Below are 21,408 nucleotides of genomic sequence, written 5' to 3'. Positions count from 1 at the left end.
GTCACATTAAGATTTTTTAGGTGTTTTTTTACGTGAAACTTTGGACTCTTCACCTTTAAGTAGCCGTTGGATATTGTCTTTATGACGAATAATGATAAGCGTCGATAGCATGGCAACGGGAATGGTAAATCTGTCGTCTAACCACCAAGTATAAAGTGGTGCAAGCAATGCCGTCAGAATGGCTGCAAGGGACGAGTAGCGGCTAATTAAGAGTAGAACAATCCAAGATGCCATTAAGCAAATGGCTAAATCATCGCCAATGGGAGCCATAGCACCAAAAGCTGTTGCGACACCTTTCCCCCCCTTAAATCCAAAAAATACGGGATAAATATGCCCAAGGCAGGCGGCGATAGCGATAAGTCCGAGTGAGACTGCATCTATGCCCATCAGATAGGCTAAATAAGATGGCAGGGCGCCTTTGAGCATGTCGAAAAACAACACCATGGCAGCCGAACTCGCGCCGCCAATTCGCAGTACATTGGTAGCTCCCGGATTACCTGAACCCTGTAATCTTGGATCGGGTAAACCCCTCATTCTACAAACCAGCACAGCACTCGAGATTGAACCAGCCAAATAGGCGGCCAAAATCATCAAAAGTGTCAGTGTTAATGGACTCACATTGGTTTCCTTACGCGTCTTAAGGTATTATCGCGCAACAATTTAAAAAGCTGACTCAGTTGTCAATCCCGCTATAGGTTTGTGGAATAACTCGCCCATTTGAGGTTGAGATATTTTCTGAATGAGCAAATCCTTTTAGGGCGTTATCCTACTGTGGATTGGCTCGAGTAGAAAGCAAATTAGTTATCTGTCAGAAGATTGCGGATTATACAGCTAGGATCGCTTTTAGCTTATCAGACCTCATAGTAGTAAGTTAGTTGGAGAAAGCATGGATAAAGTACTTATACGGCAATTACGCGTTGATACTGTGATTGGTGTCTACGAGTGGGAAAAGACAATCCATCAGAGCCTGTTGCTAGATTTAGATATGGCGTGGGATAACAAACCTGCCGCCGCGACAGACGATTATCAATATGCGCTTTGCTATGAGACAGTTTCCAATCGATTAACAGAACTTATTACTGAGTATCCAATCGAGTTAATCGAAACGGTTGCCGAGCGCGTAGCGGATTGCTTACTTCAAGAATTTAACGTGACTTGGGTGAAAGTTGTCGTGATGAAGCCGGGGGCAGTCGCTACTGCCGCATCGGTTGGCGTTGAGATAGAGCGTTCACGTTAGATAAGAGTTTGATCAACTCTACTGTTGATTAAGAAATCATGTTTATCTTCAGATAAATCGGACATTGCATGGCACGTATTTATATCAGTCTAGGTAGTAATATCGAGCCTGAACAGCATTTGCAAGCGGGATTAATATCACTGCGAGCGTGTTTTGGGCCGCTGCGTCTCTCATCCATGTATGAAAGTGAAGCGGTAGGTTTTAGTGGCACTAACTTTCTGAATATGGTTGTTAGTGCTGAAACTGACCTTAATATTGCTGCGGTAGTTGCGCAGTTTAAGCAAATCGAGCAGAATCACGGCCGGCTTGTCGGGGCGAAGAAATTTAGCCCAAGAACTTTAGATTTAGACCTGCTGCTTTATGACCATGTGGTATGTGAAACGCCCGTTACGCTCCCCCGTGCAGAGATAGTTAATAATGCCTTTGTGCTATGGCCATTAGCCGAGTTAGCGCCGGAATTGATTCATCCCGTGGTTGATAAAAGCTATGCCAGTTTGTGGCAAGAGTATGATAAAGAGTCACAGCGGCTTTGGCCTGTGATGTTTGAATGGCCCCAAGGGCTGACGTTTTAATTTATTGATAGGATTGTCATGGATACGTTTCAGGTCATTATTTTAGCGCTTATTCAAGGGCTAACTGAGTTTTTACCTATTTCTAGTTCTGCCCACTTAATTCTGCCTGCTCAGCTTTTAGGCTGGGAAGATCAAGGTTTGTCATTCGACGTGGCGGTGAATACGGGGTCGTTATTTGCTGTGGTGATTTATTTTAGACACGAGTTATGGACTATGTTTAATGCTTGGGTTGCAAGCATTTTTAAAGGTCAGCAATCCGAAGACAGCAAGCTGGCATGGTGGATTATTCTGGCGACGTTACCCGCTGTATTTTTTGGTTTTATGGCTAAGGATTTTATTGCAACTCACCTGCGTAATACAGAGGTTATCGCGGTCACGACAGTCGTTTTTGGTTTATTGCTGTGGTGGGCAGATAAGATGTCGCGCCGCGATTTAACCATCTATCAGACTGGATGGCGCAAAGCCTTGTTAATTGGTTTCGCGCAGGCGCTTGCTTTAATCCCTGGAACTTCACGTTCTGGTGCCACTATGACCGCGGCGCTAATGCTAGGTTTGAGTCGAGATGCTGCGGCTCGCTTTTCATTCTTAATGTCAGTGCCTGTGAGCTTAGGCGCGGCAATTTTAGTGGGTAAAGATTTGGCGGAAAGCGCGCTGCCAATTGATTATCAAGCATTGATCTTAGGCACTTTGATTTCCTTTGTTGCAGCTTATGCATGTATTCATTATTTCTTGAAAATCATCAGCCGCATGGGAATGACCCCGTTTGTTATTTACCGTTTGGCACTGGGTGCTGTGCTGTGTGGATTTATTTTTTTGTAGTCATTCCAGCTTAGTCATTATAGTGAAATTATGAATAATAGAATCGGGTCAAGTACCCGATTTTTGTTTTTGGAGCTTCCTCATTTTTCTGAAGCTTAACTTATTTTTGGAGCTTTATATGGGTCTCGAATATCAGTGTCCAACCTGCGGACTTACGTTAAAACAACACAAAGCCTCACAAGGTTTTTATTGTGCAAATAAGCATCACTTTGATCGGAATGAGCAAGGGTATTGGGTTTTTACTAAACCACAACGCCAAAAGCCGACAGGGGATTCGCGCGAGCAAGTTAGGGCTAAGCGTTTTCTTCTCGAATCAGGCATCTTTTCGCCTTTAATCGATAAACTGGCTGAGTTAATCACGGGCTCTATCAAGCCTGACGCTTGTTTATTGGATTATGAATGCGCTGAGGGCTTCTATTTGCGTGCTTTAGCTTCCAAGTTGGCAGAGGTCGAAAATCCGCGAAACGTCCAGTACGTGGGTGTAGCGGACGCAGAAAATGCTATTTTTGCTGCAGCAAAAGCGCAGACTCCTGGGATCTTGTGTTTAAGCTCTTCTAAAAAAATTACCCTTTGCTGATAATTGTGTGGATTTTATTACTGTTATTGATAGGCCGTTAAAGGGAAAGGAGTCTGTCAGGGTATTGAAAGACGATGGGACCATGTTACTGGTTATGTCTGGGCCACGACATCTATGGCAACTTAGAGAATATATTTATTCCGACTTGGCTGAAAAACCTTTCCAAGTGAATTTACCCTCAGCATTATTGGTAAAAGAAACTCAGTCACTGCGCTTTACTTTATCAGTTACAGGTGAACAGGCATTAACGTTATTGGATATGGCACCCTATGCGTGGCGTGCAACTGACAAGATGAAACACGATATTCAAGCTAATCATTTTGAGTCGCTAGAAATTGACTATGTATTAGTCTTAGCACATAAACGCGTGAGTGAATCGCTATAGGTTAAAACTTGCAGTCGATGCGGTTAATTTTAAGACAATTCATAGGCTTAGTTAGATGGTTTTTTGATGTTTTAAAAGGCTATATTACTCAAGTCTATGATTCTGTTTGACGTTTTTATGTTATTTTTATGTTGGATAGGCTGGAGGTGTTATTGTTTTTAACTTTAGGCCTATTTGTTCAGTGACAAATACAACCTTCTTATTGCCTTTGTTTCCCATATAGCCTCGATTTTTTTATCTATAGCTGTGCTTTAAATTAATAGCTTTCACTTCCCATAAATACATTTTTTATGATAGATGAGGCTGATTGTTAGGGATGCTTAAAAATGCAAACGAGAAGTTTAGATTAATAACGCGACTTTATTTAAAAGAGGAATAGCACTCGTTTATACAGAAGTATGCCAAGGCTAACTTTTAGGGGGAGGTAGGCGAATCGCCTTTAACATGCCTTTGGAAGTTTAAAACCAATTTAGCGATTTTGTATTGCAGCATTCGCTATTCTTTGCATGGCAATCTTGAATTGCAGGTATAAAAAAAGGCTTAGATTGATGTGCTTATCGCTTTCATCTTTCTTAAGCCTTTTGTCTTAACTTACTAAATAGTAAGCTAAATTACCTTTCATTACTTCTTGTAACGAGAAGCAACGTTGTCTAAACGGTCGTTTGCGCGTTTAGCTTCTGCTTGTGCGTCCATAGATGCTGCTTTTGCATCTTTAACGTCTGCAGACAGTTTGCTTTGCTCTGATTTCAGAGAACCAACATCAGCTGACAATTGATCAACTTTGTTGCCCAGAGTTGCAACGCTTTCTTCCAGAGCAGTAGTGTTCGCGCAACCACCTAGTAGGGCAGTCATTGCTAAACCAGCAATCATCAGTACTTTTTTGTTCATTGTAAAAAATCCCTTAAAATAGGTTGGATTTGAATGTTTCGTTACTTTGTAAGCGAAACTGCCTAATTATGACATAGCTATTTTAATTTGCTACGAATATTAATGTGTTTAACCACTATAGGCATATAAATTTTTTTTAAAAGCTTTTTTTCTATGTGATATCGACATTTCTAATCGTAAAAAGGGGCATTATTCACCATGCAGTGATGCACGACTTACAAATCTTTTACAAATTACTGGTTGTCCATCGGCAGTTTTGTTTGCATTTTTTGTTTAAACTGACTGACGGCTTCAACTCGATGTAAATTTAAGGCTTGTTTTATCTCTGCACCTTGGAAACCAGTGGCAATGATGGCGGCAATATCGACATTATTGGCGACAGTGAAGCACTGAGTTAAATACTCTCCCTGAGGATATGGGATGTTTTCAAATCCTGTGCGGCCACGCATATCTGCGGTGCAAGCTAATATAAGTTGCGTTAAGCGCTCTGGTTTACGCCAAAAGTCAGCTTTATCGAATATTTTAACGATAGTTTCGGCTCTGAGCTCGAATGCCTGATGGACGTTCTGATGTTGGTCGCTGACGAGTAACGCCAGATCGCGTGCCTCATTCGGTACTCGTAAACGGGTACAGAGTGCTTTTATGAGTGGCAAGCCTTTTTGGCCGTGGCCGTGATGCTTTGGTAAATGCTCTTTTGGACTCAGAGCTTTACCCAAATCATGCACTAGGGCGGCAAACCGAACGCTTTTATCCTCAGTGAGCAGTGCAGCTTGAGCGAGCACCATTAAGGTATGCACGCCAGTATCTATTTCAGGATGCCATTTTTCAGGTTGAGGTATGCCAAATAAGGCGTGAATTTCAGGGAACAGGACTTCGAGTGCGCCACATTGGTGCAGTACCTCAAAAAAGACTTCTGGGTGAGGTCCGCCTAAACTTTTATCAACTTCTTGCCAAACTCGCTCCGCCGTTAAAGCGCTAAGCTCATCGCTTGCGCTAATTTGACGCATCAGTGCCAGGGTTTCTGCGGCAATTTGAAATCCTAAGGCATGAAACCTTGCGGCAAAACGGGCAACGCGTAACACTCGCAGTGGATCTTCAACGAAAGCATCCGACACATGGCGTAACAGGCGCGCGTTAATATCCTCAATACCATTAAAAGGATCATATAAGTTGCCCTTTTCATCTTGGGCGATGGCATTGATGGTTAGATCTCGGCGCAACAAATCTTGTTCTAAAGTCACATCAGGGCTGGCGTGGCAACTAAAACCACCATAACCCAGACCAATTTTTCGTTCGGTTCGGGCTAAAGCATATTCTTGTTGATTTTTAGGGTGTAGAAATACGGGGAAATCTTTACCCACTTGGCGGTAACCCTGTTGCAGCATTTGTTCTGGTGTTGCTCCAACGACGAGGTAATCTTTATCTTTAATGGGAAGATTGAGCAGGCTGTCACGTACAGCACCGCCGACGAGATATATTTTCACAGGCAAGATTCGGCTAATGTGTCATGAACATAGCTTATCACGCTCATTAAGATGATGGATAAAGTCGTTGCGAGATATTTGCGCACTTATCTGTCACATTGATGTTGCAGATATTTTGACAATAACATTAGGACGCTTTAACGTGGGGCGTTATTTTTAAATTAGGATGATTGGTGGTATGTACAAGGCCTTTTACGGACTCAGCGATAACCCTTTTTCAATTGCACCCAATCCCCATTATTTGTTTCTGAGTGATAGGCACAGAGAGGCGTTAGCCCATTTAACCTATGGGTTAGGGGAAACGGGCGGTTTTGTGTTGTTAACAGGGGAAGTCGGCACGGGTAAAACAACAGTATCTCGCTGTTTACTTGGGCAATTGCCCGACAATACCGATACTGCTTTTATCCTTAATCCGTCGTTAACTGAGCTTGAATTACTCGCAACGCTTTGTGATGAGCTTAAGATTTCCTACGGCGATAATCCTACACTCAAGCAATTGACTGATCACTTGAGCCGTTTTTTATTGGCGAATCACAGCAAAGGTCGTAATACCGTGCTCATTATCGATGAAGCACAGCATTTACGTCCTGAGGTGCTGGAGCAATTGCGTCTTCTGACTAATTTGGAGACGGACACTAAGAAGTTACTGCAGGTGATTTTAATCGGTCAGCCGGAATTACAGCTGTTATTGAAGCGCCAAGAATTGCGTCAGTTAGCCCAGCGGATCACGGCTCGTTATCATTTATTGCCGCTCAATGAAGATGAAATCGCCCTCTATGTGCTGCATCGTTTGCAAGTGGCAGGGCGGTTTGAGCCTTTATTCACCCGTAAAGCCGTTAACGTTTTGCAGAAATACAGTGGCGGCATTCCTCGATTAATTAACCTCTTATGTGAACGTTCACTGATGGCAGGCTATGCACAATCGCGGGTGCCCATAGATCATCATATGGTGCGGCAAGCTGCGGCTGAAGTATTAGGTGAAGAAGAACCGACTCAAAATAGATATCTGTGGCCGACAGCAACCGCTGCGGCGTTATGTGTTGCGTTTGGTGTGTCTTATTGGTTATTTACTGATAAGTCAGTCAATACGGCGCCAGCGTCCAATTTGGTTTCTGAGTCTGTGCCAATTAATGTGGCGTCATTAAATGCTCAAACCTTGGGCGGGGAAGACATCGCTGATAAGTCAGTAAAACCGACTAATCAACCAAGCGGTCAGACTTCCATTCCCGATCCCAATCAGCGTCTGTTAAACGAGGCGATTAATCAGAGTCGCAATATCGATACTGCTTTTGCAGGTTTATTTAGCGTGTGGGGCAAAGTGCCCTATAAAGGCTTGACGGCTTGCCAATCGGCGGTTGAGCAAGGATTAGCTTGCTATCAACAGCAGGGTAACTGGATGTCACTGACTCGGCTTAATTATCCGGCTGTCGTGTATTTGGTTGATGACAAGCAACAAGATTTTTATGGTGCAGTGCTTGCGGTAGAGGGGGAACAATTACTGATGCAACTGGGTGAGCAACAACTTTGGGTTGATAGAGCTTGGTTTAATCAACATTTCAGTGGCACCTTCGAAATATTATGGCAAGCACCTAATTTGCCTATGATGGATATCAGTCAAAAATCGAGTCCTGGTCAATTACAGTGGTTAGAGAATGCGTTAGCCCATGTGAATGGTCGTAGCCCCCGTCGGGTTAATCAATTTGATGTGCAATTGGAAAATGATCTTAAAACCTTCCAAAGTCAGCATGGATTAAAAGCCGATGGTATTGCAGGGAATCAAACATTAGTGAGATTAAATTTGTATTTAAGTCAGCAAGGCCCAAGGTTAACTGATGATGGGGCGCGCAGCTGATGTCCATTTTACTCGATGCCGTAACCCGCAATAAACAACAGCAACAATCACCGTTACCTGATGCTGTGATGACGCCAAGGGCGAATTATCCACAGCCTCGTAAATCGGGTGTGCCGATAGGAAAACTGTCTATATTAGTCGTTGCAGTTGCCGCAGGAATTGGTGTGGCTTGGGGATTAAGCGTTTGGGATAAAACTCGACTTCCCCAAAGTGATACTGTGGCAGTGGCTAACGTACTGCCATCAACGTCATCATTGCCAGCTTCGACTGGGATTAAAAATGAGCTTCAGTCTAACTCGGTTGGATCTGCCTCTGAGCTCCAAGTTGAGCCCAGTGCTGCTTCAGGTGTTCGGCTTGCTGGGAAAGTAGCGCTTCCTCGGACGCAGACTTTACCCGAGCTAACGGTATCGCCGCAATTTCAGGCTGAGACTGTAGTATCAAATGCGCCTCAAATGAATGCTAGCGCGAATATAACGACCAATTCTGTTGGCATGCCGGCTCAAAGTGATAGCAATTCGGGTTTTAGTGATTCAAGCTACGCAGATTATATGTCGACGTCAGCCCAAGTCGATGCGGCAAGTCAGGAAGCGGTTGTGCCAGCAGAGACGCAAGCACAGCAGCCTATGATGTTAGGCGCTAATGCCAATGAGTCGGGTCTAGCGAGTCTTGAAGCCCTGCGTCAGCAAGTCAGTGCCGCGGCGGAAGATGTCGGTTTAGAGACCAATAAAAGTCGCGATGAAGATAAGTTAGTGGCTTCCTTTCAAAATGCATTAAAGGATGTGGAATATGTTAATGCTGCAGAGACGAATGTCACTGAAGCTAAATTAGATCCGATCCCCAAAACTGCTGTGGATGAAATTCCGAAATACGGCCAATTACCCGCAGGTCTGCAATTACAAGTGCCTGAATTTAATATCGTTGCTCATGTTTATTCCAGCGACCCTGCCCAGAGATGGCTGAATGTAGACGGTGCTGAGTTACAAGAAGGGGATATGATTGCTGGTAAGCTGAAAATCATCTCTATTCGTCCAAGGGACATAGTGTTAGATATTCAAGGAACCCAGTTTAAGGTGCCCGCAATCTAATCAGGTATTACGATAAGTCATGCTAGCGGTTATTTGTGGTAACAATGAATAAGTAGTTGATAAAAAAGGCGCACTAGGCGCCTTTTTTGATCTCAGCTAATCTCAACTTAATCAAACAGTCTGTTGGCTAAGAATAGGGTCAGTGCGTAACCGACGCTGTAGCAGAGGAAAAGTGCAGGAACATATTTCAAGTAACTCACAAAAGTCAGTTCTTTCACTTTACTCATGGCTACAATACCTGATGCTGAACCGATAATCAGCAGTGAACCACCGACTCCGACGCTGTAAGTCAAGCCAAGCCATTCAGGAGTACTCAGCACTGGATTGGCTTTTAACAATGCCGCTGTTAGCGGTACGTTATCAATTAAGGCTGAGCCCATACCAGTGACGAAGTTAGAGATGTTTGGATTAAACTGAGTATAAGCTTCAGTCAACATGTCTAAGGTGCCAATTTCTTTAAGCATACCAACGAGCAGTAAAATACCTAAGAAGAACAACAGAGTGTCGTATTCAACTTGGCGAATATACTCTAGGATCTTGATTTCTTCTTTATCACTGCGCGTGGTATGGCCAATCAGGAACATAATTGATAGACCCGTTAAGAAGGTTAACACTGGCGGGATACCAAACAATATGTTGAGTAGCATGGTCATTAAAATGGTGCAGAAGAAGACGAGGGCAATCAATACATCAACGGTTTGATAAGTATGTTTGATTGGCGTCGTGCTCACAACACCTTCGGCTTTGAGTGAGAACAGAGTTGCCAGTAAAATCACGCTCACGGCCGATGGGATAAATAACATCAGCAGTTCAGACATATGCACATGTCCAGCTAAGAAGATCATCAGTGTCGTCACATCGCCAGTGATCAGGGCTACACCGCCTGAGTTCACCGCGAAGATAATCAACACTGCCATTCTACGGCGCATTTGCTTGTCGAGTTTAAAGGTGGTTAATAAACCTAAAGACACTAAAGTCGCGGTGACGTTATCACAAAATGCTGAGAGCACGAGTGCAAATAGGGCGACTTGGATCATTAACATACGCACTGATACTTTCTGCGGAAACAGCTTTTGCACCATGATTTGGATCATACCCTTAGCATTCAAATATGCTACGAAGGTCATGGTCGACATCAGAAAGAGCCAAAGTGTGGCAATCTCGAGCAAATTTTCATTGAGCTGATGGGCAACGATTTTCTCATTAGCTGGTTCCCCTGCAGCCATAAACAGCGCTACCCAAGAGATACAACCAAAGAATAAGGTGGTTTTTGCTTTATTAAGGTGGGTCACTTCTTCGAAAATAATACTGAGCAATGCGAGCACGGCCAGTAAGATGAGAAAGGTATTTAACATAACTGCAATTCCAACTGCTGTTTTGATGTCGTAGGGCGACTTGAGTCAACCTAAAGATTGGGCATATCAAGGCTAAATTAAGCTAGCCGTGTTAGCGCGTGCGGATCAGAACATAATGGGCTAGAGAACGCAACTGTTAGCTGTAACTCAATTTAATGCTTCTTTGTGATGTCTATCTCATGCTTTTGGGTTGCTAATTAGTTTTATATATTGGTTATTGTGATTATTGCAGCGTTATTAACTGTATTGTTTGATTTGATTACCGCGTTAAAAGTGAGATCTACGATTAAAGTCTAAGCAGTTAGTTTGCATATTCTTCAATTAATTTTTATTCAGGTCGTTATTCCTGAATTGTCATGCCTATGTAGGCAGGCATTTTTAATGCTTGCCTTTTGAATGAGTGCCCGCTAGGAAGTAGAGTGCTCTTAGCACTCAGTCCTGCAGAATTCTGCGTCTTGAGCTTGTTTGGGTATCAATACTGGATATTGTGTTTTGGAGTAGAGGAAAATGACATTTGTTATCTGGAGTCTTTTGCTTTTAGGCTCACTCGTTTGGTTAACGTATTGTGGTAAGCAACTTATTGCGCTGGGCTTGATGGGTTGGCCTTAGCACGTTATTGAGCATATCCACTTGACCTTACAATTCATGGTAGCTGCGAAAATATTTAAATCGGCTTTAGGTTCTAAAAAGTCTGATCGTTATTAAAGTGACACAAAGTTAACTAAATCTAATAAAAGCAAAGGGACGCATTGGCGTCCCTTTGTTATGTTTAAACGGCTTAAATACTAAAGCTTAGGCTTAACTTGCCGCTTTCATGCTAGCCAATACGCGATCAGCCGCTTCTAAGGTTAAGCGCATTTCTTCTTCGCCATGGGCCATTGACAGGAAGCCTGCTTCATAGGCACTTGGCGCTAAGTAAACACCTTCATCTAGCATGCCGTGGTAGAAAATACGGAACTGTTCGATATTGCATTGGGTCACTTGATCGAAACGAGTGATCTCGGGTTGTTCCGTGAAGAAGAAACCGAACATGCCACCAACATAGTTGATCGCCATTGGAATACCGTGCTTATCCGCAGCCGCTTTAAAGCCTTCTGCAATACGTTTGGTTTTCGCGCTCAGTGCTTCGTATAGACCTTCTTCACACAGGGCTTCCATTTGTGCCAGACCCGCTGACATCGCAATGGGGTTACCCGATAACGTACCCGCTTGGTAAACCGGACCTGTAGGAGCGATAAATTGCATCACATCTTTACGGCCACCGAAAGCCCCCACTGGCATACCGCCACCAATCACTTTACCGAGTGTGGTTAAGTCTGGTGTGACGCCGTAGTAACCTTGAGCGCCACTTAGTGATACGCGAAAACCTGTCATCACTTCATCGATAATCAACAGCGCGCCAAACTCATCACACATATCACGCAGACCTTGAAGGAAACCAGGGACAGGTGGAATACAGTTCATGTTGCCAGCAACGGGCTCGATGATGATGCAAGAAATCTCAGTTGGATACTGCTCGAACAGGGTTCTAACTGAATCTAAATCGTTATACACAGCCGTTAAGGTGTGTTTGGCGAAATCTTCAGGAATACCGGGTGAGCTAGGTTGACCTAACGTTAACGCGCCAGAACCGGCTTTCACTAACAGGCAATCTGCGTGGCCGTGGTAGCAGCCTTCAAATTTTAAGATCTTGTCACGATTGGTAAAACCGCGTGCCAAACGGATAGCACTCATAGTGGCTTCTGTACCTGAACTCACCATGCGTACTTGCTCGATAGAAGGCACCATAGAGATGACTTTTTCGGCCATTTGCACTTCAAGCTCAGTTGGCGCACCAAAAGATAAGCCATTTTCTACCGCTGCTAATACCGCAGCACGGATTTTAGGATGGTTGTGGCCGAGGATCATCGGGCCCCAAGAACCGACATAGTCTATATAAGCTTTACCATCGGCATCGTAAATATAAGCGCCGTTAGCTTTTTCAATAAACAGGGGCGAACCGCCTACACCATTAAATGCACGAACCGGAGAGTTAACGCCGCCGGGGATGGTTTTTTTAGCCTGTTCAAATAGCGCTTCGGAACGGGTCATGTTTAGTCCTTAAAGTCTGTAGCCAATTAGCGATCGGCTTTACGTGAATACCAATTAACCGGACACTCATATTTTTCGAGTTGATTATCAACGCCGAGTGTCAATGCAAACAAAGCCATGCGAATTAACAGCCCATTATCCGCCTGTCTGAAGATAGCAAGATTGGGATGGCTATTTAAATCATTATCTAACTCATTGGCTTGCGCCCGTGAATCCCTTGGAAGCGGGTGCATAATGACAGTGTTAGATTTGCAATGCTGAGTGTAAATACTGCGATTTAAGCGGAACTTGCCGCGATACTTATTTGCTTCTTCCTGTGAAGGGAAGCGTTCTTCTTGAATGCGAGTGAGATACAAAATATCTGCTTGATCTAAATGGCCTTCAAGTTGGTCGGTTATTTTGATGCTATGGCCAGCATTTTCAATGTCGGAGATCACATAATCAGGCATAGCTAATTCAGCGGGTGAAATCAGTGTGAAACTGATGTTTTTATACATGCAGAGTAAACGCGACAGTGAATGTACAGTACGGCCAAATTTTAAGTCGCCGACCATAGCGATGTGCATGCCATCGATACCGCGGCCAGCACATTTGAGTTCTTTTTGGATAGTGTATAAATCGAGTAAAGCTTGGGTCGGATGCTCGTTCGAACCATCGCCGCCGTTGATCACTGGGACGCGGCTGCCTTCAGCAAACTCTTTGACCGAGTAAGAGTCTGGATGGCGCATGGCAATGACATCAGAATAGGTGGATAACACCCGCGCCGTATCGTACAGGGATTCACCTTTAGATAAAGACGATGAAGCCATGCCTGTGGTTTCACGTACATGGCCGCCGAGCAAGTTAAAGGCACAGCCAAAACTCACGCGGGTACGGGTACTCGGTTCGAAAAACAGGTTACCTAAAATGGCGCCATCGAGCACATTATTGCGCTTCTCTCGAAGTGCATAGGGCATCATGCGGCTAGCGACATTAAAAATAGTTTGGATTGAGTCAAGATCTAACTGGTTTACGGAGAGGATATGGGATCCTTCGAACTGATTCATCAGCCTGTTTTCCAATTTGCTAGGGGGCATTTTAAGCAGCATTATCGCGCTTATCTGCCCTGATGTTATGTAGGGTGGCTGAGGCGCGATTGTAGCAGAAGCGCTGGGGCAACGAAATAGCCACATTGCCACTGTGTTAGATTTTTGCGATGAAGCCCAAAGCTTTTAATCTGCCGTCTCAGGTTTGAATCAAAATTAGGTATTGAATAGCGGCTAGATTTTGAAGCGATATTAGGCTTGGCCTGAACGAATCTCATGTTGTAGGTTCGACCAACTGATCACCCCAACCACATTGTCTGGTGTATCTTGATAGATAAACACCTCACCGCAGCGTTTGGGCGACAATAGTGAATAGACTTCATTGAGGGTGGTGCTGTCGCTTAGCCCTTGCATGGGATGGCGTGATAGCGTGGTACTGTCATCATAGGATTGCATTTCAAGACTAAGCATTTCGATAATGCCATCGGCATTGCGGACTAGCACAGGGCGACCTTCGGCGCGTTTTAGCACTTCGAGTAACAATTCATCGTTGTTATTGACGATAACAAAGCGTTTATCCATTAAGGCTCGTACGCCTTTTTTCTGCAGTGCTAAATTCACGGGGGCGACCTTATAACCTAGTCCCATAATTTCTAATTGCTTAAAGAAAATGGAGTCGGTCTTAAAACCCTGATAAGCAATTAAAAAAGCCGGAATTGTTACAAACATTGCCGGTAAAATAATGCTGGCGTCATTAGTCATTTCTAACAGGGCGACTAAGGCGGCCAGCGGCGCGCTTAAACACACGCCCATCATGGCTGTCATGCCGATCACAGTGTAAAGCCCTACATAAGGGGCGATGGACGGGAATAAGATAGCGCTGATCAGCGCCAAAATCGCCCCGAGCAGCGCGCCGATACCATAAAGTGGACCAATTAAACCGCCGGGAATACCTAAGCCAATCGCCGCAATAGTGGCAATGATTTTGGCAAATAATAGGGCGATTAACAGCAATAGGCTTGGATGTTGGCTAATGGCTTCGCCAATAGCGAGATCGCCTGTGCCAAGGGCTTGTGGCAATACTAGACCTATTAAGGTGGTGACGCTGCCCGCCAGTAATAGTCGGTAAATGAGTGGCCAGTTTTGACCCGTCGCGGTGACTTTTAAGAGTGAGTAATTAAACAGCGCCGCGGCGCAGCCTAATACCACGCCGCCAATGGCGAGAATAGGGTAATGGTCTAAGGGAATGTGGATCACTTGAATACGGTCAAATTCGTGCACATTACCAAACACCAGTTGGCTTGAAACTGCGCCACAAATTGCTGATAGCATAATCGGGAAAAAGTAATGGATTTTATATTCACGTACTATCACTTCGAGTACAAAAATCACCGCCGCCAAGGGCGCGTTAAACGTTGCGGCAATCCCTGCTGCAATGCCACTGGCACACATGATGCGTACGCTATTATCGGGAAGATTGAATTTTTCAGCAAGAAAACTGGCGCTGACAGCACCCAGATGAATGGCTGGACCTTCACGGCCGACTGAGAAATTTGTGCCAAGGGCAAAGAGTGCTTGAAAAAATTGCCCAGCGGCGGATTGTAGGGGGATTTTACCATAATGCAGTTTAACTCTATGTAACACATAGGCTATTCCCATACGTTTGTAGCGTTTGGAGCCCAAATTCGCCACTATCCAAATTAATATTGCGCCTAAAAGGGGTAACAGGGCTCGCCAGTCGGCGACGTTCCCCGTAAAATCCAGCGCCTGTATTTGGGTGTAATGATTAGCCCAAACGAGCAAGAGTCGAAACAGTAAGATCACACAGGATGCAAAAACAGCAAATAACAGTGCCAGTATGCACAGCTGTGCACTGATGCGCGCTTGAGATAAATGGTCACGTAGCTCATTGGTTAAATACTTTTTGGCTGTGACGATGGCATGTTGGATAGCGACTTTATTTATCGTTAATTGCACTACATTGGCCTGAGTTGTATTGTATCGAACTCGTTCTTGAGTTGATTGTATTTTATATAAGGGGCTGTTACCTAATGCCAAATTATCATCGTTGGCTAGATCGGCTGCAAGTGATGGATCTCAAGTATCGTCCATCTTCAGTATATTTATCGCTTTTAGTGTTAGTTTCTATTCTTTTTGGGGCTTGGATAAGTTTTCTGCTATTAAGCAGCGATGAGCCTGTTGTTAAGCATATCAGCAGCAAGACTCAACGCTTGACCGCTGAGTTAGAGGCACAGACCCAACTACTTGCAACCCGAAATTTAGAGCTGTCCGTCGAGCGAGAGGCTAATACCCAAATGCAAGAAATGTTTGGCCAGCAAATGAAAAAGCAAAAAGAATTGGAACATGAACTGGCGTTTTACCGCAGCATTATGACACCGGATGATAATGCTGAAGGTGTCGCTATTCACGGACTTGAAATGACGCCGGGCGCTTTGGCCGATGAATACCATCTCAAGTTGGTGTTGACTCAGTTGCAAAAACGTAAGCAAGCGATTCAAGGTCGAACTGAATTGACGCTCATTGGTGTGCAAGATGGCAAATCTGTTAGCTTGAGTGTGAACAAACTCACGGGTTCTAAGTTGGAATTTGATTTTCGTTATTTTCAAGTCATAGATACCAAGGTTACTGTTCCTGCTGGCTTTAATTTACAACAAGTGAAAGTCAAAGTGCTGGTGCCTTCGAGCCGCTGGACTAAGAATTCGCAGACCGAACATGTCTATAGTGCCCCTGAGTTATTACAGGGTAAAAAAGAACCACGGGTAATACTTGAACAAAACAGTCAGGTAAAGGATAATTTGCCCCAGAAAACTGATGTAAGAGGTAGTAATGACTGATCAAGCTGATACAGCAATGCCAATCCAATTTACCGATGCGGCAGCCGCTAAGGTGAAAGGTTTGCTGGAAGAAGAGCAAAATCCTGCACTTAAGCTACGAGTCTATGTGACTGGTGGTGGTTGTTCTGGATTTCAGTACGGCTTTACCTTTGATGAAAAGGTCAATGACGGCGATTTTACGATAGAAAAACAAGGTGTTCTCTTGGTTGTCGATCCTATGAGCCTACAATATTTGGTCGGTGGTGAAGTGGATTACACTTCAGGACTGGAAGGTTCTCGCTTCTTCGTGAAAAACCCTAACGCAACCACAACTTGTGGCTGTGGTGCTAGTTTCTCTGTGTAAAAAGTTTTTCTGTTTAATGATGACTAACTTTGCATCTTTTTAGGCGTGGAGTGAGATCAAAAAAGCCGTCGCAATGACGGCTTTTTGTTGGGCTAAATTTATTTTCTACAAGAGCTTAGCTCATGATGTTCAGGTTAAGCTTAGGTTTAAACCATGCCTTTACCTTTTTATCAAAGGCTATCCAAACTTGCAGTAATGACAAGACGATCAAAGTGATAAAAATCACATAGTCAGGCAGTTTTCCCTGCCATTCACCTAAGTAAACTGTCGTTGGACCTACCACTAAGTTGCCCGGATCGTACATGATCACTGGCAGCATGCTAATCAATCCAAGCTGCACGACTGTGTAGCCGCGCAGCATGATAAGCCCTGCTTTTTGCCGACCGATAATGGCAATCACCATCAGGAGGGTTAGCAGACAAAATAACACCCCTTGCTTAGCGATTAAGCCACTCACTGACGCAACAACATACACTAGCAATAGGGCAATGAGTCGTTTCGGAAAGTGTTGACTCAGGGCTGTACTTGCCTCTGATGTCGGTATCGCCGATTTTTGCTCGCTCATAGGCATTCTCGTTTAGCGATAGCGATTAGTGGCTTTGCTTAGGCGCTAATCTTTGATCTAACTCATAAGGTGGGATTACCACACCTAAATCATCTAATACTGGGAATACGGCGACAAAGAGGTCGTCATCTTCCATGCCTGGCACCCATCTTTCGTGAAATTCGTCGAGTGGAATCGCTAACGTTTGGCAATCACTCCATTCATCCACAGCCCAAGAATCAGCGGCTTCTTCGGTTGGCCACATTGGGATGCAATCTTCTTCTTCAGTGGTTAACATCACGCAACCGTCTTGATCTTGTAATGTCCAAAGTATTTTGTGTTCTTTAACTTGTTCAACGAGGTAATCGTAACGGGCTTCTGGCGTCATTGCTGCTGTCTCAGCGAGGTTTTTAACAGTCTTGCTCATGAAAAATATCTCTTTTGCTTGGATAGGGCGAAGCCTGTTGTGTCTCTAATGTAAAAACCTAGGGCACAGCAAAATTCGCCAGTTGGCTAAATGGTAACATTAGAGCGGGATTAGAAAAAGAACAACAGCGCCAAGAGAGCGCTGTTGTGTTAGATCTTCGGCTTTTATTCTGCCGCGTGGAAGTAGCGATAGATAAAGCCCGCCAAAATGGCACCGGCAATCGGTGCTACCCAGAACAACCAGAGTTGTGATACCGCCCAGTCACCGACAAACAGTGCAGGGCCTGTGCTACGCGCTGGGTTCACCGAAGTATTGGACACAGGAATACTAATAAGGTGAATTAAGGTTAAACCTAACCCTATGGCAATTGGGGCAAATCCCTTAGGCGCTCGCTCATCGGTGGCTCCTAAAATAATAATCAAGAAGAACAGTGTCATAACGATTTCACAAATCATCACCGACAGCATGCTATAGCCACCTGGTGAATGCTCACCAAAACCGTTAGAGGCAAATCCGCCCGCGAGTGAAAATCCCTCTTGTCCTGAAGCGATGAGATACAAGATGCCTGCGCCAACAATTCCACCCGCGACTTGGGCTACGATATAGGGCAATAATTCTGCTGCCGGAAAACGTCCCCCAGCCCAAAGGCCGAATGACACTGCAGGGTTGAGATGACAACCTGAAATATGGCCAATCGCAAAGGCCATGGTTAATACGGTTAATCCAAAAGCTAAAGCGACGCCGAGTAAGCCTATGCCTACTTCTGGAAATGCGGCGGCAAGTACAGCACTACCACACCCTCCAAGGACTAACCACAAGGTGCCGAGAAATTCTGCCGCCATTTTTTGTGACATGTTCATTGTTTGATTTCCTATTCTTTTAAAGACGCTTGTTTGTTAATCAGTGCGTCTTTATTCCTAATTTACCTGCCTATTAGCGGATCTTGTCTGAGTGAGCAAAATCGCGCTGTAGACATGAGTTCCCTTAAAACCAGTTTCTTATTGAACGCCTATGAGGCTATTCCTAAGTGTTTGAGCTGTTTATAGCAATATCCTGTATCCGTTTTTACTATAGTGAGACTTGATTAAGCTTCAGTGACGAAACTTTTTTACTCATGCTTCTGTCACTAAATGCTTCAGTAATTAAGAATAGATGGCTTTAAAATAGCTGCTGATTTTCTTGAGAAATTTAGGCTGGAAGAGGGGGGAAAGATTAGTTTGTCTTTTAAAGACAACAAGAGCTTCATGTAGAAGCTCTTGTTTAGGTTATCGCTTTAGTATTTTGCGACGGCCAATTACTTAGCGCTAAATCGTCCGCCGAGTATGGCTTCACGGGATGCGCCTGTTACTGCAGGGAGATTAGCGGGTAAACCTAAGTGATTGCGCATGGCGAGCCAGGCAAAGGCGATGCCTTCTGCCCACTTAGGATCGACGCCAAGGGCCGAGGTAGTATCCAGCTTATAACCTGGTAATAAGGCTGCAAGACGCTGCATCAGTTGACCATTAAATGCACCGCCGCCACAGACGAATAATTCCCCTTCATTGGATAGTTTTATAATGTCTTGGGCTATGCTGTGGCAGGTTAAATCCAATAAAGTTGATTGAATATCTTCTTCATCTAAATGATTAAAGGGCGATAATTGCTGCTCTAACCAAGCTTGGTTAAACAGTTCGCGACCAGTGCTTTTAGGGTAAGCAAGGGAAAAATACGGATGCGAAAGCAACTGAGTTAATAAGCTTTCATCAGTTTTTCCGGATGCAGCCCATTCGCCATTTTTATCGAAGGGTTCACTTTTAACCTGTTGCATCCAGGCATCAATTAAGGTGTTGCCTGGCCCTGTATCAAAGCCTAAGACTTCTTCGCTATTGCCCGGCAGATAGGTGATATTGGCAATACCACCAATATTGAGGATGACACGTTTTTTACCGACTTGGGCAAAGGTTTGCTGGTGGAATGCGGGTACTAAGGGCGCGCCTTGCCCACCAAGGGCAATATCTTTGCGACGAAAATCGGCAATGACATCTATGCCTGTTTCGGTCGCAATAGTATTAGGATCGCCTATTTGTAAGGTAAAACCCACTTCGAGGTTTGGCATATGGCGCACAGTTTGACCATGGCTACCAATGGCGATGACATCTTCTTTCGCAATAGCACATTTAGCCATCAGATTATTGACTGCTAAGGCAAATAGCTGACCCACATTTCGATCTAAACGGCCGAGGCGGTTAATTTCATCTGAGCTGGGTAAGCACAGGCGCTGTAGACCTTTGAGTAAATGGCTCGGAATAGCTTCGGTATGACTTGCGATAAGCTGCGGCTGCGCGCCTGAAAAGTCGACCAATACTGCATCGACACCGTCCATGCTGGTGCCTGACATCAGTCCAATATAATAAGCGTTTTTCATTGGGAGGAATCCATCCGTCGTTATTGCATTGCCAATTGCGTTTGCTTGTTTTGCGAAAGTGTAGTCATCAATTGCTTGCTAAGTGCATCGAATTGATTTTTTTCTTTTCTCGCAATTGATTCGGATTTCGGTAGCGTAATCGTTCTCGGGTTGCGGTGTACGCCATTGACGATAAATTCGTAATGTAAATGAGCCCCAGTGACACGGCCTGTTTTACCTAAAGTACCAATAATTTGTCCTTGCTTAACGTTGGCGCCTTTGCTGACATTACGTTTTGTGAGGTGTAGATATTTGGTGGTATAGGTATCGTTATGTTTGATAAACACATAGTTACCGTTGAATTGATTATAACCAGACTCAATAACGCGTCCACTACCCGCAGCTTTAATGGGCGTGCCAATGGCTGCGACATAGTCTACACCGCGATGGGCTTTGACTTGGCCTGTCACTGGGTGCAAACGTCTTGGGTTAAAGTTGGAGCTGACATACTTAAAATCGACCGGTGAGCGCAGGAAGGCTTTACGCATGCTAGTGCCATTTTCGGAATAATAGTTACCGTCGGTATAGCGAATGGCAGTATAGCGCTCATCTTGGTTAACAAATTCTGCAGCTAAGATATTACCATTCCGCAAAAATTCACCATCGGCATATTCTTGCTCGTAAATAATGGCGAAGCTGTCGCCTTCGCGTAAGTCTAAGGCAAAGTCGATATCCCAGCCGAATACGGTCGATAATTGTAATATCTGGTTGGCAGACATGCCTGCATCGACGGCGGCATTCCAGAAATTGCTCTTAATTTTGGCACTGGTGAAATGGTTGCGGATTTCCACATCCTTTTCGGAGATTTTTTCGTTGTATTGCTCTTGGCTTTTAGTGATGACTAGCGTGGAAATAGCATCGACCCGATAACGCACTTCAGTCAAATTACCGTTTGCATCCTTTGAAATCACAATTTCTTCGCCCGGCATTATCTTAAGTAAGTTTTGCTTGGCTAAAGGCAACTGGGTGATTTCATAAACATCTTTGCTGGTTAAGCCAGCGCGATCAAATACCGCAGCTAAAGTATCACCATTTTTGACGTTAAAATGTTCGACATCTCTGTGAAGAGCGCTTTCGTGGGATCCTGCGGCTTGATTATTGACTCCACCTGCAGCAAGCGCATCGGGTGAGGATAACGGTTCAGCCGTTGTCGGAGCATTATCTGTTTGACCTTCTGGCAACTCAGGGCGTTCAGGCGAGCGAAAAGCTAAGGGCACATCATAACGGGTGTTGATTTGAGCTTGGTCATCAATGCTAGTGGTTTGTCTTGAAGCTTGCGCTTCTTCAGAAGGTAGAAGCATGGTTATCATTGTGATAACTGAAAGAATGCTAAGGAGAATTTGATGCTTTTTAGGCAACAATTTAAATAACGTTATAACCTTTCCCATTGACGCCGATACCAATAACCAGAGACTTAAATAATCCC

19 protein-coding genes and 1 pseudogene are annotated in these 21,408 nt (G+C 44.4%); 8 read left to right on the top strand and 12 right to left on the bottom strand.

Annotated features, from left to right (window positions below; translation table 11 throughout):
* Positions 1–6: 6 nt before the first annotated feature.
* Positions 7–618: a glycerol-3-phosphate 1-O-acyltransferase PlsY gene (gene plsY, locus HQQ92_RS14135; RefSeq protein ID WP_028760867.1), complete on the bottom strand. Its 612-nt coding sequence runs from the start codon at positions 616–618 to the stop codon at positions 7–9.
* A 268-nt stretch (positions 619–886) separates the two neighbouring features.
* Between plsY and folB the strand changes: the two genes are divergently transcribed.
* The 4 genes and pseudogenes from folB to HQQ92_RS14115 all read left to right on the top strand — a co-directional run bounded on the left by folB (position 887) and on the right by HQQ92_RS14115 (position 3,590).
* Entirely contained in the window at positions 887–1,237 is a 351-nt protein-coding gene (gene folB / locus HQQ92_RS14130) for a dihydroneopterin aldolase (protein WP_173246184.1), read from the top strand.
* A gap of 68 nt (positions 1,238–1,305) precedes the next feature.
* Complete coding sequence (folK, locus tag HQQ92_RS14125; RefSeq protein WP_173246181.1) at positions 1,306–1,809, top strand: 2-amino-4-hydroxy-6-hydroxymethyldihydropteridine diphosphokinase; 504 nt, start codon at positions 1,306–1,308, stop codon at positions 1,807–1,809.
* A gap of 18 nt (positions 1,810–1,827) precedes the next feature.
* On the top strand, positions 1,828–2,628 hold the full coding sequence (locus HQQ92_RS14120; RefSeq protein WP_173246178.1) for an undecaprenyl-diphosphate phosphatase: 801 nt from the start codon (positions 1,828–1,830) through the stop codon (positions 2,626–2,628).
* Positions 2,629–2,746: 118 nt separating this feature from the next.
* Positions 2,747–3,590, top strand: a pseudogene (locus tag HQQ92_RS14115) (putative RNA methyltransferase).
* 621 nt (positions 3,591–4,211) lie between these two features.
* Here the strand turns inward: HQQ92_RS14115 and HQQ92_RS14110 are convergent.
* Both HQQ92_RS14110 and HQQ92_RS14105 read right to left on the bottom strand, forming a co-directional pair.
* Positions 4,212–4,478 carry an Lpp/OprI family alanine-zipper lipoprotein gene (locus HQQ92_RS14110; protein WP_006080732.1) on the bottom strand — a complete coding sequence of 89 codons (267 nt, stop codon included), beginning with the start codon at positions 4,476–4,478 and terminating at the stop codon, positions 4,212–4,214.
* A 233-nt stretch (positions 4,479–4,711) separates the two neighbouring features.
* Positions 4,712–5,962, bottom strand: coding sequence for a multifunctional CCA addition/repair protein (locus HQQ92_RS14105; RefSeq protein ID WP_173246175.1), 1,251 nt, complete (start codon positions 5,960–5,962; stop codon positions 4,712–4,714).
* 178 nt (positions 5,963–6,140) lie between these two features.
* Between HQQ92_RS14105 and HQQ92_RS14100 the strand changes: the two genes are divergently transcribed.
* Positions 6,141–7,814 (top strand): ExeA family protein, encoded by a 1,674-nt coding sequence (locus HQQ92_RS14100; RefSeq protein ID WP_173246172.1) that lies wholly within the window; start codon positions 6,141–6,143, stop codon positions 7,812–7,814.
* On the top strand, positions 7,814–8,899 hold the full coding sequence (locus HQQ92_RS14095) for a general secretion pathway protein GspB (RefSeq protein WP_173246169.1): 1,086 nt from the start codon (positions 7,814–7,816) through the stop codon (positions 8,897–8,899). The genes HQQ92_RS14100 and HQQ92_RS14095 overlap by 1 nt, the downstream gene beginning before the upstream one ends.
* A gap of 107 nt (positions 8,900–9,006) precedes the next feature.
* On the opposite strand, the gene nhaD is transcribed toward HQQ92_RS14095, so the two are convergent.
* From nhaD to HQQ92_RS14075, 4 genes are all read right to left on the bottom strand, one after another.
* The gene (gene nhaD / locus HQQ92_RS14090; RefSeq protein ID WP_028760859.1) at positions 9,007–10,254 is read right to left on the bottom strand and encodes a sodium:proton antiporter NhaD; all 1,248 of its coding nucleotides are present in this window, start codon (positions 10,252–10,254) and stop codon (positions 9,007–9,009) included.
* A 798-nt stretch (positions 10,255–11,052) separates the two neighbouring features.
* Positions 11,053–12,345, bottom strand: a complete 1,293-nt coding sequence (gene hemL, locus HQQ92_RS14085; RefSeq protein ID WP_105249882.1) for a glutamate-1-semialdehyde 2,1-aminomutase — start codon at positions 12,343–12,345, stop codon at positions 11,053–11,055.
* A 26-nt stretch (positions 12,346–12,371) separates the two neighbouring features.
* Positions 12,372–13,391: an aspartate carbamoyltransferase gene (locus tag HQQ92_RS14080; RefSeq protein WP_105249881.1), complete on the bottom strand. Its 1,020-nt coding sequence runs from the start codon at positions 13,389–13,391 to the stop codon at positions 12,372–12,374.
* A gap of 231 nt (positions 13,392–13,622) precedes the next feature.
* The gene (locus HQQ92_RS14075) at positions 13,623–15,347 is read right to left on the bottom strand and encodes a chloride channel protein (RefSeq protein ID WP_173246166.1); all 1,725 of its coding nucleotides are present in this window, start codon (positions 15,345–15,347) and stop codon (positions 13,623–13,625) included.
* Positions 15,348–15,421: 74 nt separating this feature from the next.
* On the opposite strand from HQQ92_RS14075, the gene HQQ92_RS14070 reads away from it, so the two are divergent.
* Both HQQ92_RS14070 and erpA read left to right on the top strand, forming a co-directional pair.
* The gene (locus tag HQQ92_RS14070) at positions 15,422–16,225 is read left to right on the top strand and encodes a DUF6776 family protein (RefSeq protein ID WP_173246164.1); all 804 of its coding nucleotides are present in this window, start codon (positions 15,422–15,424) and stop codon (positions 16,223–16,225) included.
* Positions 16,218–16,568, top strand: a complete 351-nt coding sequence (erpA, locus tag HQQ92_RS14065; protein ID WP_006080742.1) for an iron-sulfur cluster insertion protein ErpA — start codon at positions 16,218–16,220, stop codon at positions 16,566–16,568. Before HQQ92_RS14070 ends, erpA begins: the two co-directional genes overlap by 8 nt.
* Before the next feature lie 115 nt (positions 16,569–16,683).
* On the opposite strand, the gene HQQ92_RS14060 is transcribed toward erpA, so the two are convergent.
* The 5 genes from HQQ92_RS14060 to HQQ92_RS14040 all read right to left on the bottom strand — a co-directional run bounded on the left by HQQ92_RS14060 (position 16,684) and on the right by HQQ92_RS14040 (position 21,370).
* Positions 16,684–17,133, bottom strand: a complete 450-nt coding sequence (locus HQQ92_RS14060) for a hypothetical protein (RefSeq protein ID WP_173246161.1) — start codon at positions 17,131–17,133, stop codon at positions 16,684–16,686.
* Between the two features lie 25 nt (positions 17,134–17,158).
* Entirely contained in the window at positions 17,159–17,539 is a 381-nt protein-coding gene (locus HQQ92_RS14055; RefSeq protein ID WP_028760853.1) for a DUF2750 domain-containing protein, read from the bottom strand.
* A 164-nt stretch (positions 17,540–17,703) separates the two neighbouring features.
* Positions 17,704–18,399 carry an aquaporin Z gene (gene aqpZ / locus HQQ92_RS14050; RefSeq protein WP_173246158.1) on the bottom strand — a complete coding sequence of 232 codons (696 nt, stop codon included), beginning with the start codon at positions 18,397–18,399 and terminating at the stop codon, positions 17,704–17,706.
* 434 nt (positions 18,400–18,833) lie between these two features.
* On the bottom strand, positions 18,834–19,943 hold the full coding sequence (locus tag HQQ92_RS14045; RefSeq protein WP_173246155.1) for an anhydro-N-acetylmuramic acid kinase: 1,110 nt from the start codon (positions 19,941–19,943) through the stop codon (positions 18,834–18,836).
* 20 nt (positions 19,944–19,963) lie between these two features.
* Complete coding sequence (locus tag HQQ92_RS14040; protein WP_173246152.1) at positions 19,964–21,370, bottom strand: peptidoglycan DD-metalloendopeptidase family protein; 1,407 nt, start codon at positions 21,368–21,370, stop codon at positions 19,964–19,966.
* Between the last annotated feature and the right edge of the window lie 38 nt (positions 21,371–21,408).

The sequence above is a fragment of the Shewanella sp. DC2-4 genome, from assembly GCF_013248875.1.
GTDB classification, from domain to species: domain Bacteria; phylum Pseudomonadota; class Gammaproteobacteria; order Enterobacterales; family Shewanellaceae; genus Shewanella; species Shewanella oncorhynchi.
This window is presented reverse-complemented; position numbering and strand designations above follow the sequence as displayed.

What these genes read in the sequence shown, in the direction of transcription:
- folB (WP_173246184.1), top strand. Translation starts at nt 887, where the DNA reads ATGGATAAAGTACTTATACGGCAATTACGCGTTGATACTGTGATTGGT.
- folK (WP_173246181.1), top strand. Translation starts at nt 1,306, where the DNA reads ATGGCACGTATTTATATCAGTCTAGGTAGTAATATCGAGCCTGAACAG.
- HQQ92_RS14120 (WP_173246178.1), top strand. Translation starts at nt 1,828, where the DNA reads ATGGATACGTTTCAGGTCATTATTTTAGCGCTTATTCAAGGGCTAACT.
- HQQ92_RS14110 (WP_006080732.1), bottom strand. Translation starts at nt 4,478, where the DNA reads ATGAACAAAAAAGTACTGATGATTGCTGGTTTAGCAATGACTGCCCTA.
- HQQ92_RS14100 (WP_173246172.1), top strand. Translation starts at nt 6,141, where the DNA reads ATGTACAAGGCCTTTTACGGACTCAGCGATAACCCTTTTTCAATTGCA.
- HQQ92_RS14095 (WP_173246169.1), top strand. Translation starts at nt 7,814, where the DNA reads ATGTCCATTTTACTCGATGCCGTAACCCGCAATAAACAACAGCAACAA.
- nhaD (WP_028760859.1), bottom strand. Translation starts at nt 10,254, where the DNA reads ATGTTAAATACCTTTCTCATCTTACTGGCCGTGCTCGCATTGCTCAGT.
- hemL (WP_105249882.1), bottom strand. Translation starts at nt 12,345, where the DNA reads ATGACCCGTTCCGAAGCGCTATTTGAACAGGCTAAAAAAACCATCCCC.
- HQQ92_RS14080 (WP_105249881.1), bottom strand. Translation starts at nt 13,391, where the DNA reads ATGAATCAGTTCGAAGGATCCCATATCCTCTCCGTAAACCAGTTAGAT.
- HQQ92_RS14070 (WP_173246164.1), top strand. Translation starts at nt 15,422, where the DNA reads ATGCCAAATTATCATCGTTGGCTAGATCGGCTGCAAGTGATGGATCTC.
- erpA (WP_006080742.1), top strand. Translation starts at nt 16,218, where the DNA reads ATGACTGATCAAGCTGATACAGCAATGCCAATCCAATTTACCGATGCG.
- HQQ92_RS14060 (WP_173246161.1), bottom strand. Translation starts at nt 17,133, where the DNA reads ATGAGCGAGCAAAAATCGGCGATACCGACATCAGAGGCAAGTACAGCC.
- HQQ92_RS14055 (WP_028760853.1), bottom strand. Translation starts at nt 17,539, where the DNA reads ATGAGCAAGACTGTTAAAAACCTCGCTGAGACAGCAGCAATGACGCCA.
- aqpZ (WP_173246158.1), bottom strand. Translation starts at nt 18,399, where the DNA reads ATGAACATGTCACAAAAAATGGCGGCAGAATTTCTCGGCACCTTGTGG.
- HQQ92_RS14045 (WP_173246155.1), bottom strand. Translation starts at nt 19,943, where the DNA reads ATGAAAAACGCTTATTATATTGGACTGATGTCAGGCACCAGCATGGAC.
- HQQ92_RS14040 (WP_173246152.1), bottom strand. Translation starts at nt 21,370, where the DNA reads ATGGGAAAGGTTATAACGTTATTTAAATTGTTGCCTAAAAAGCATCAA.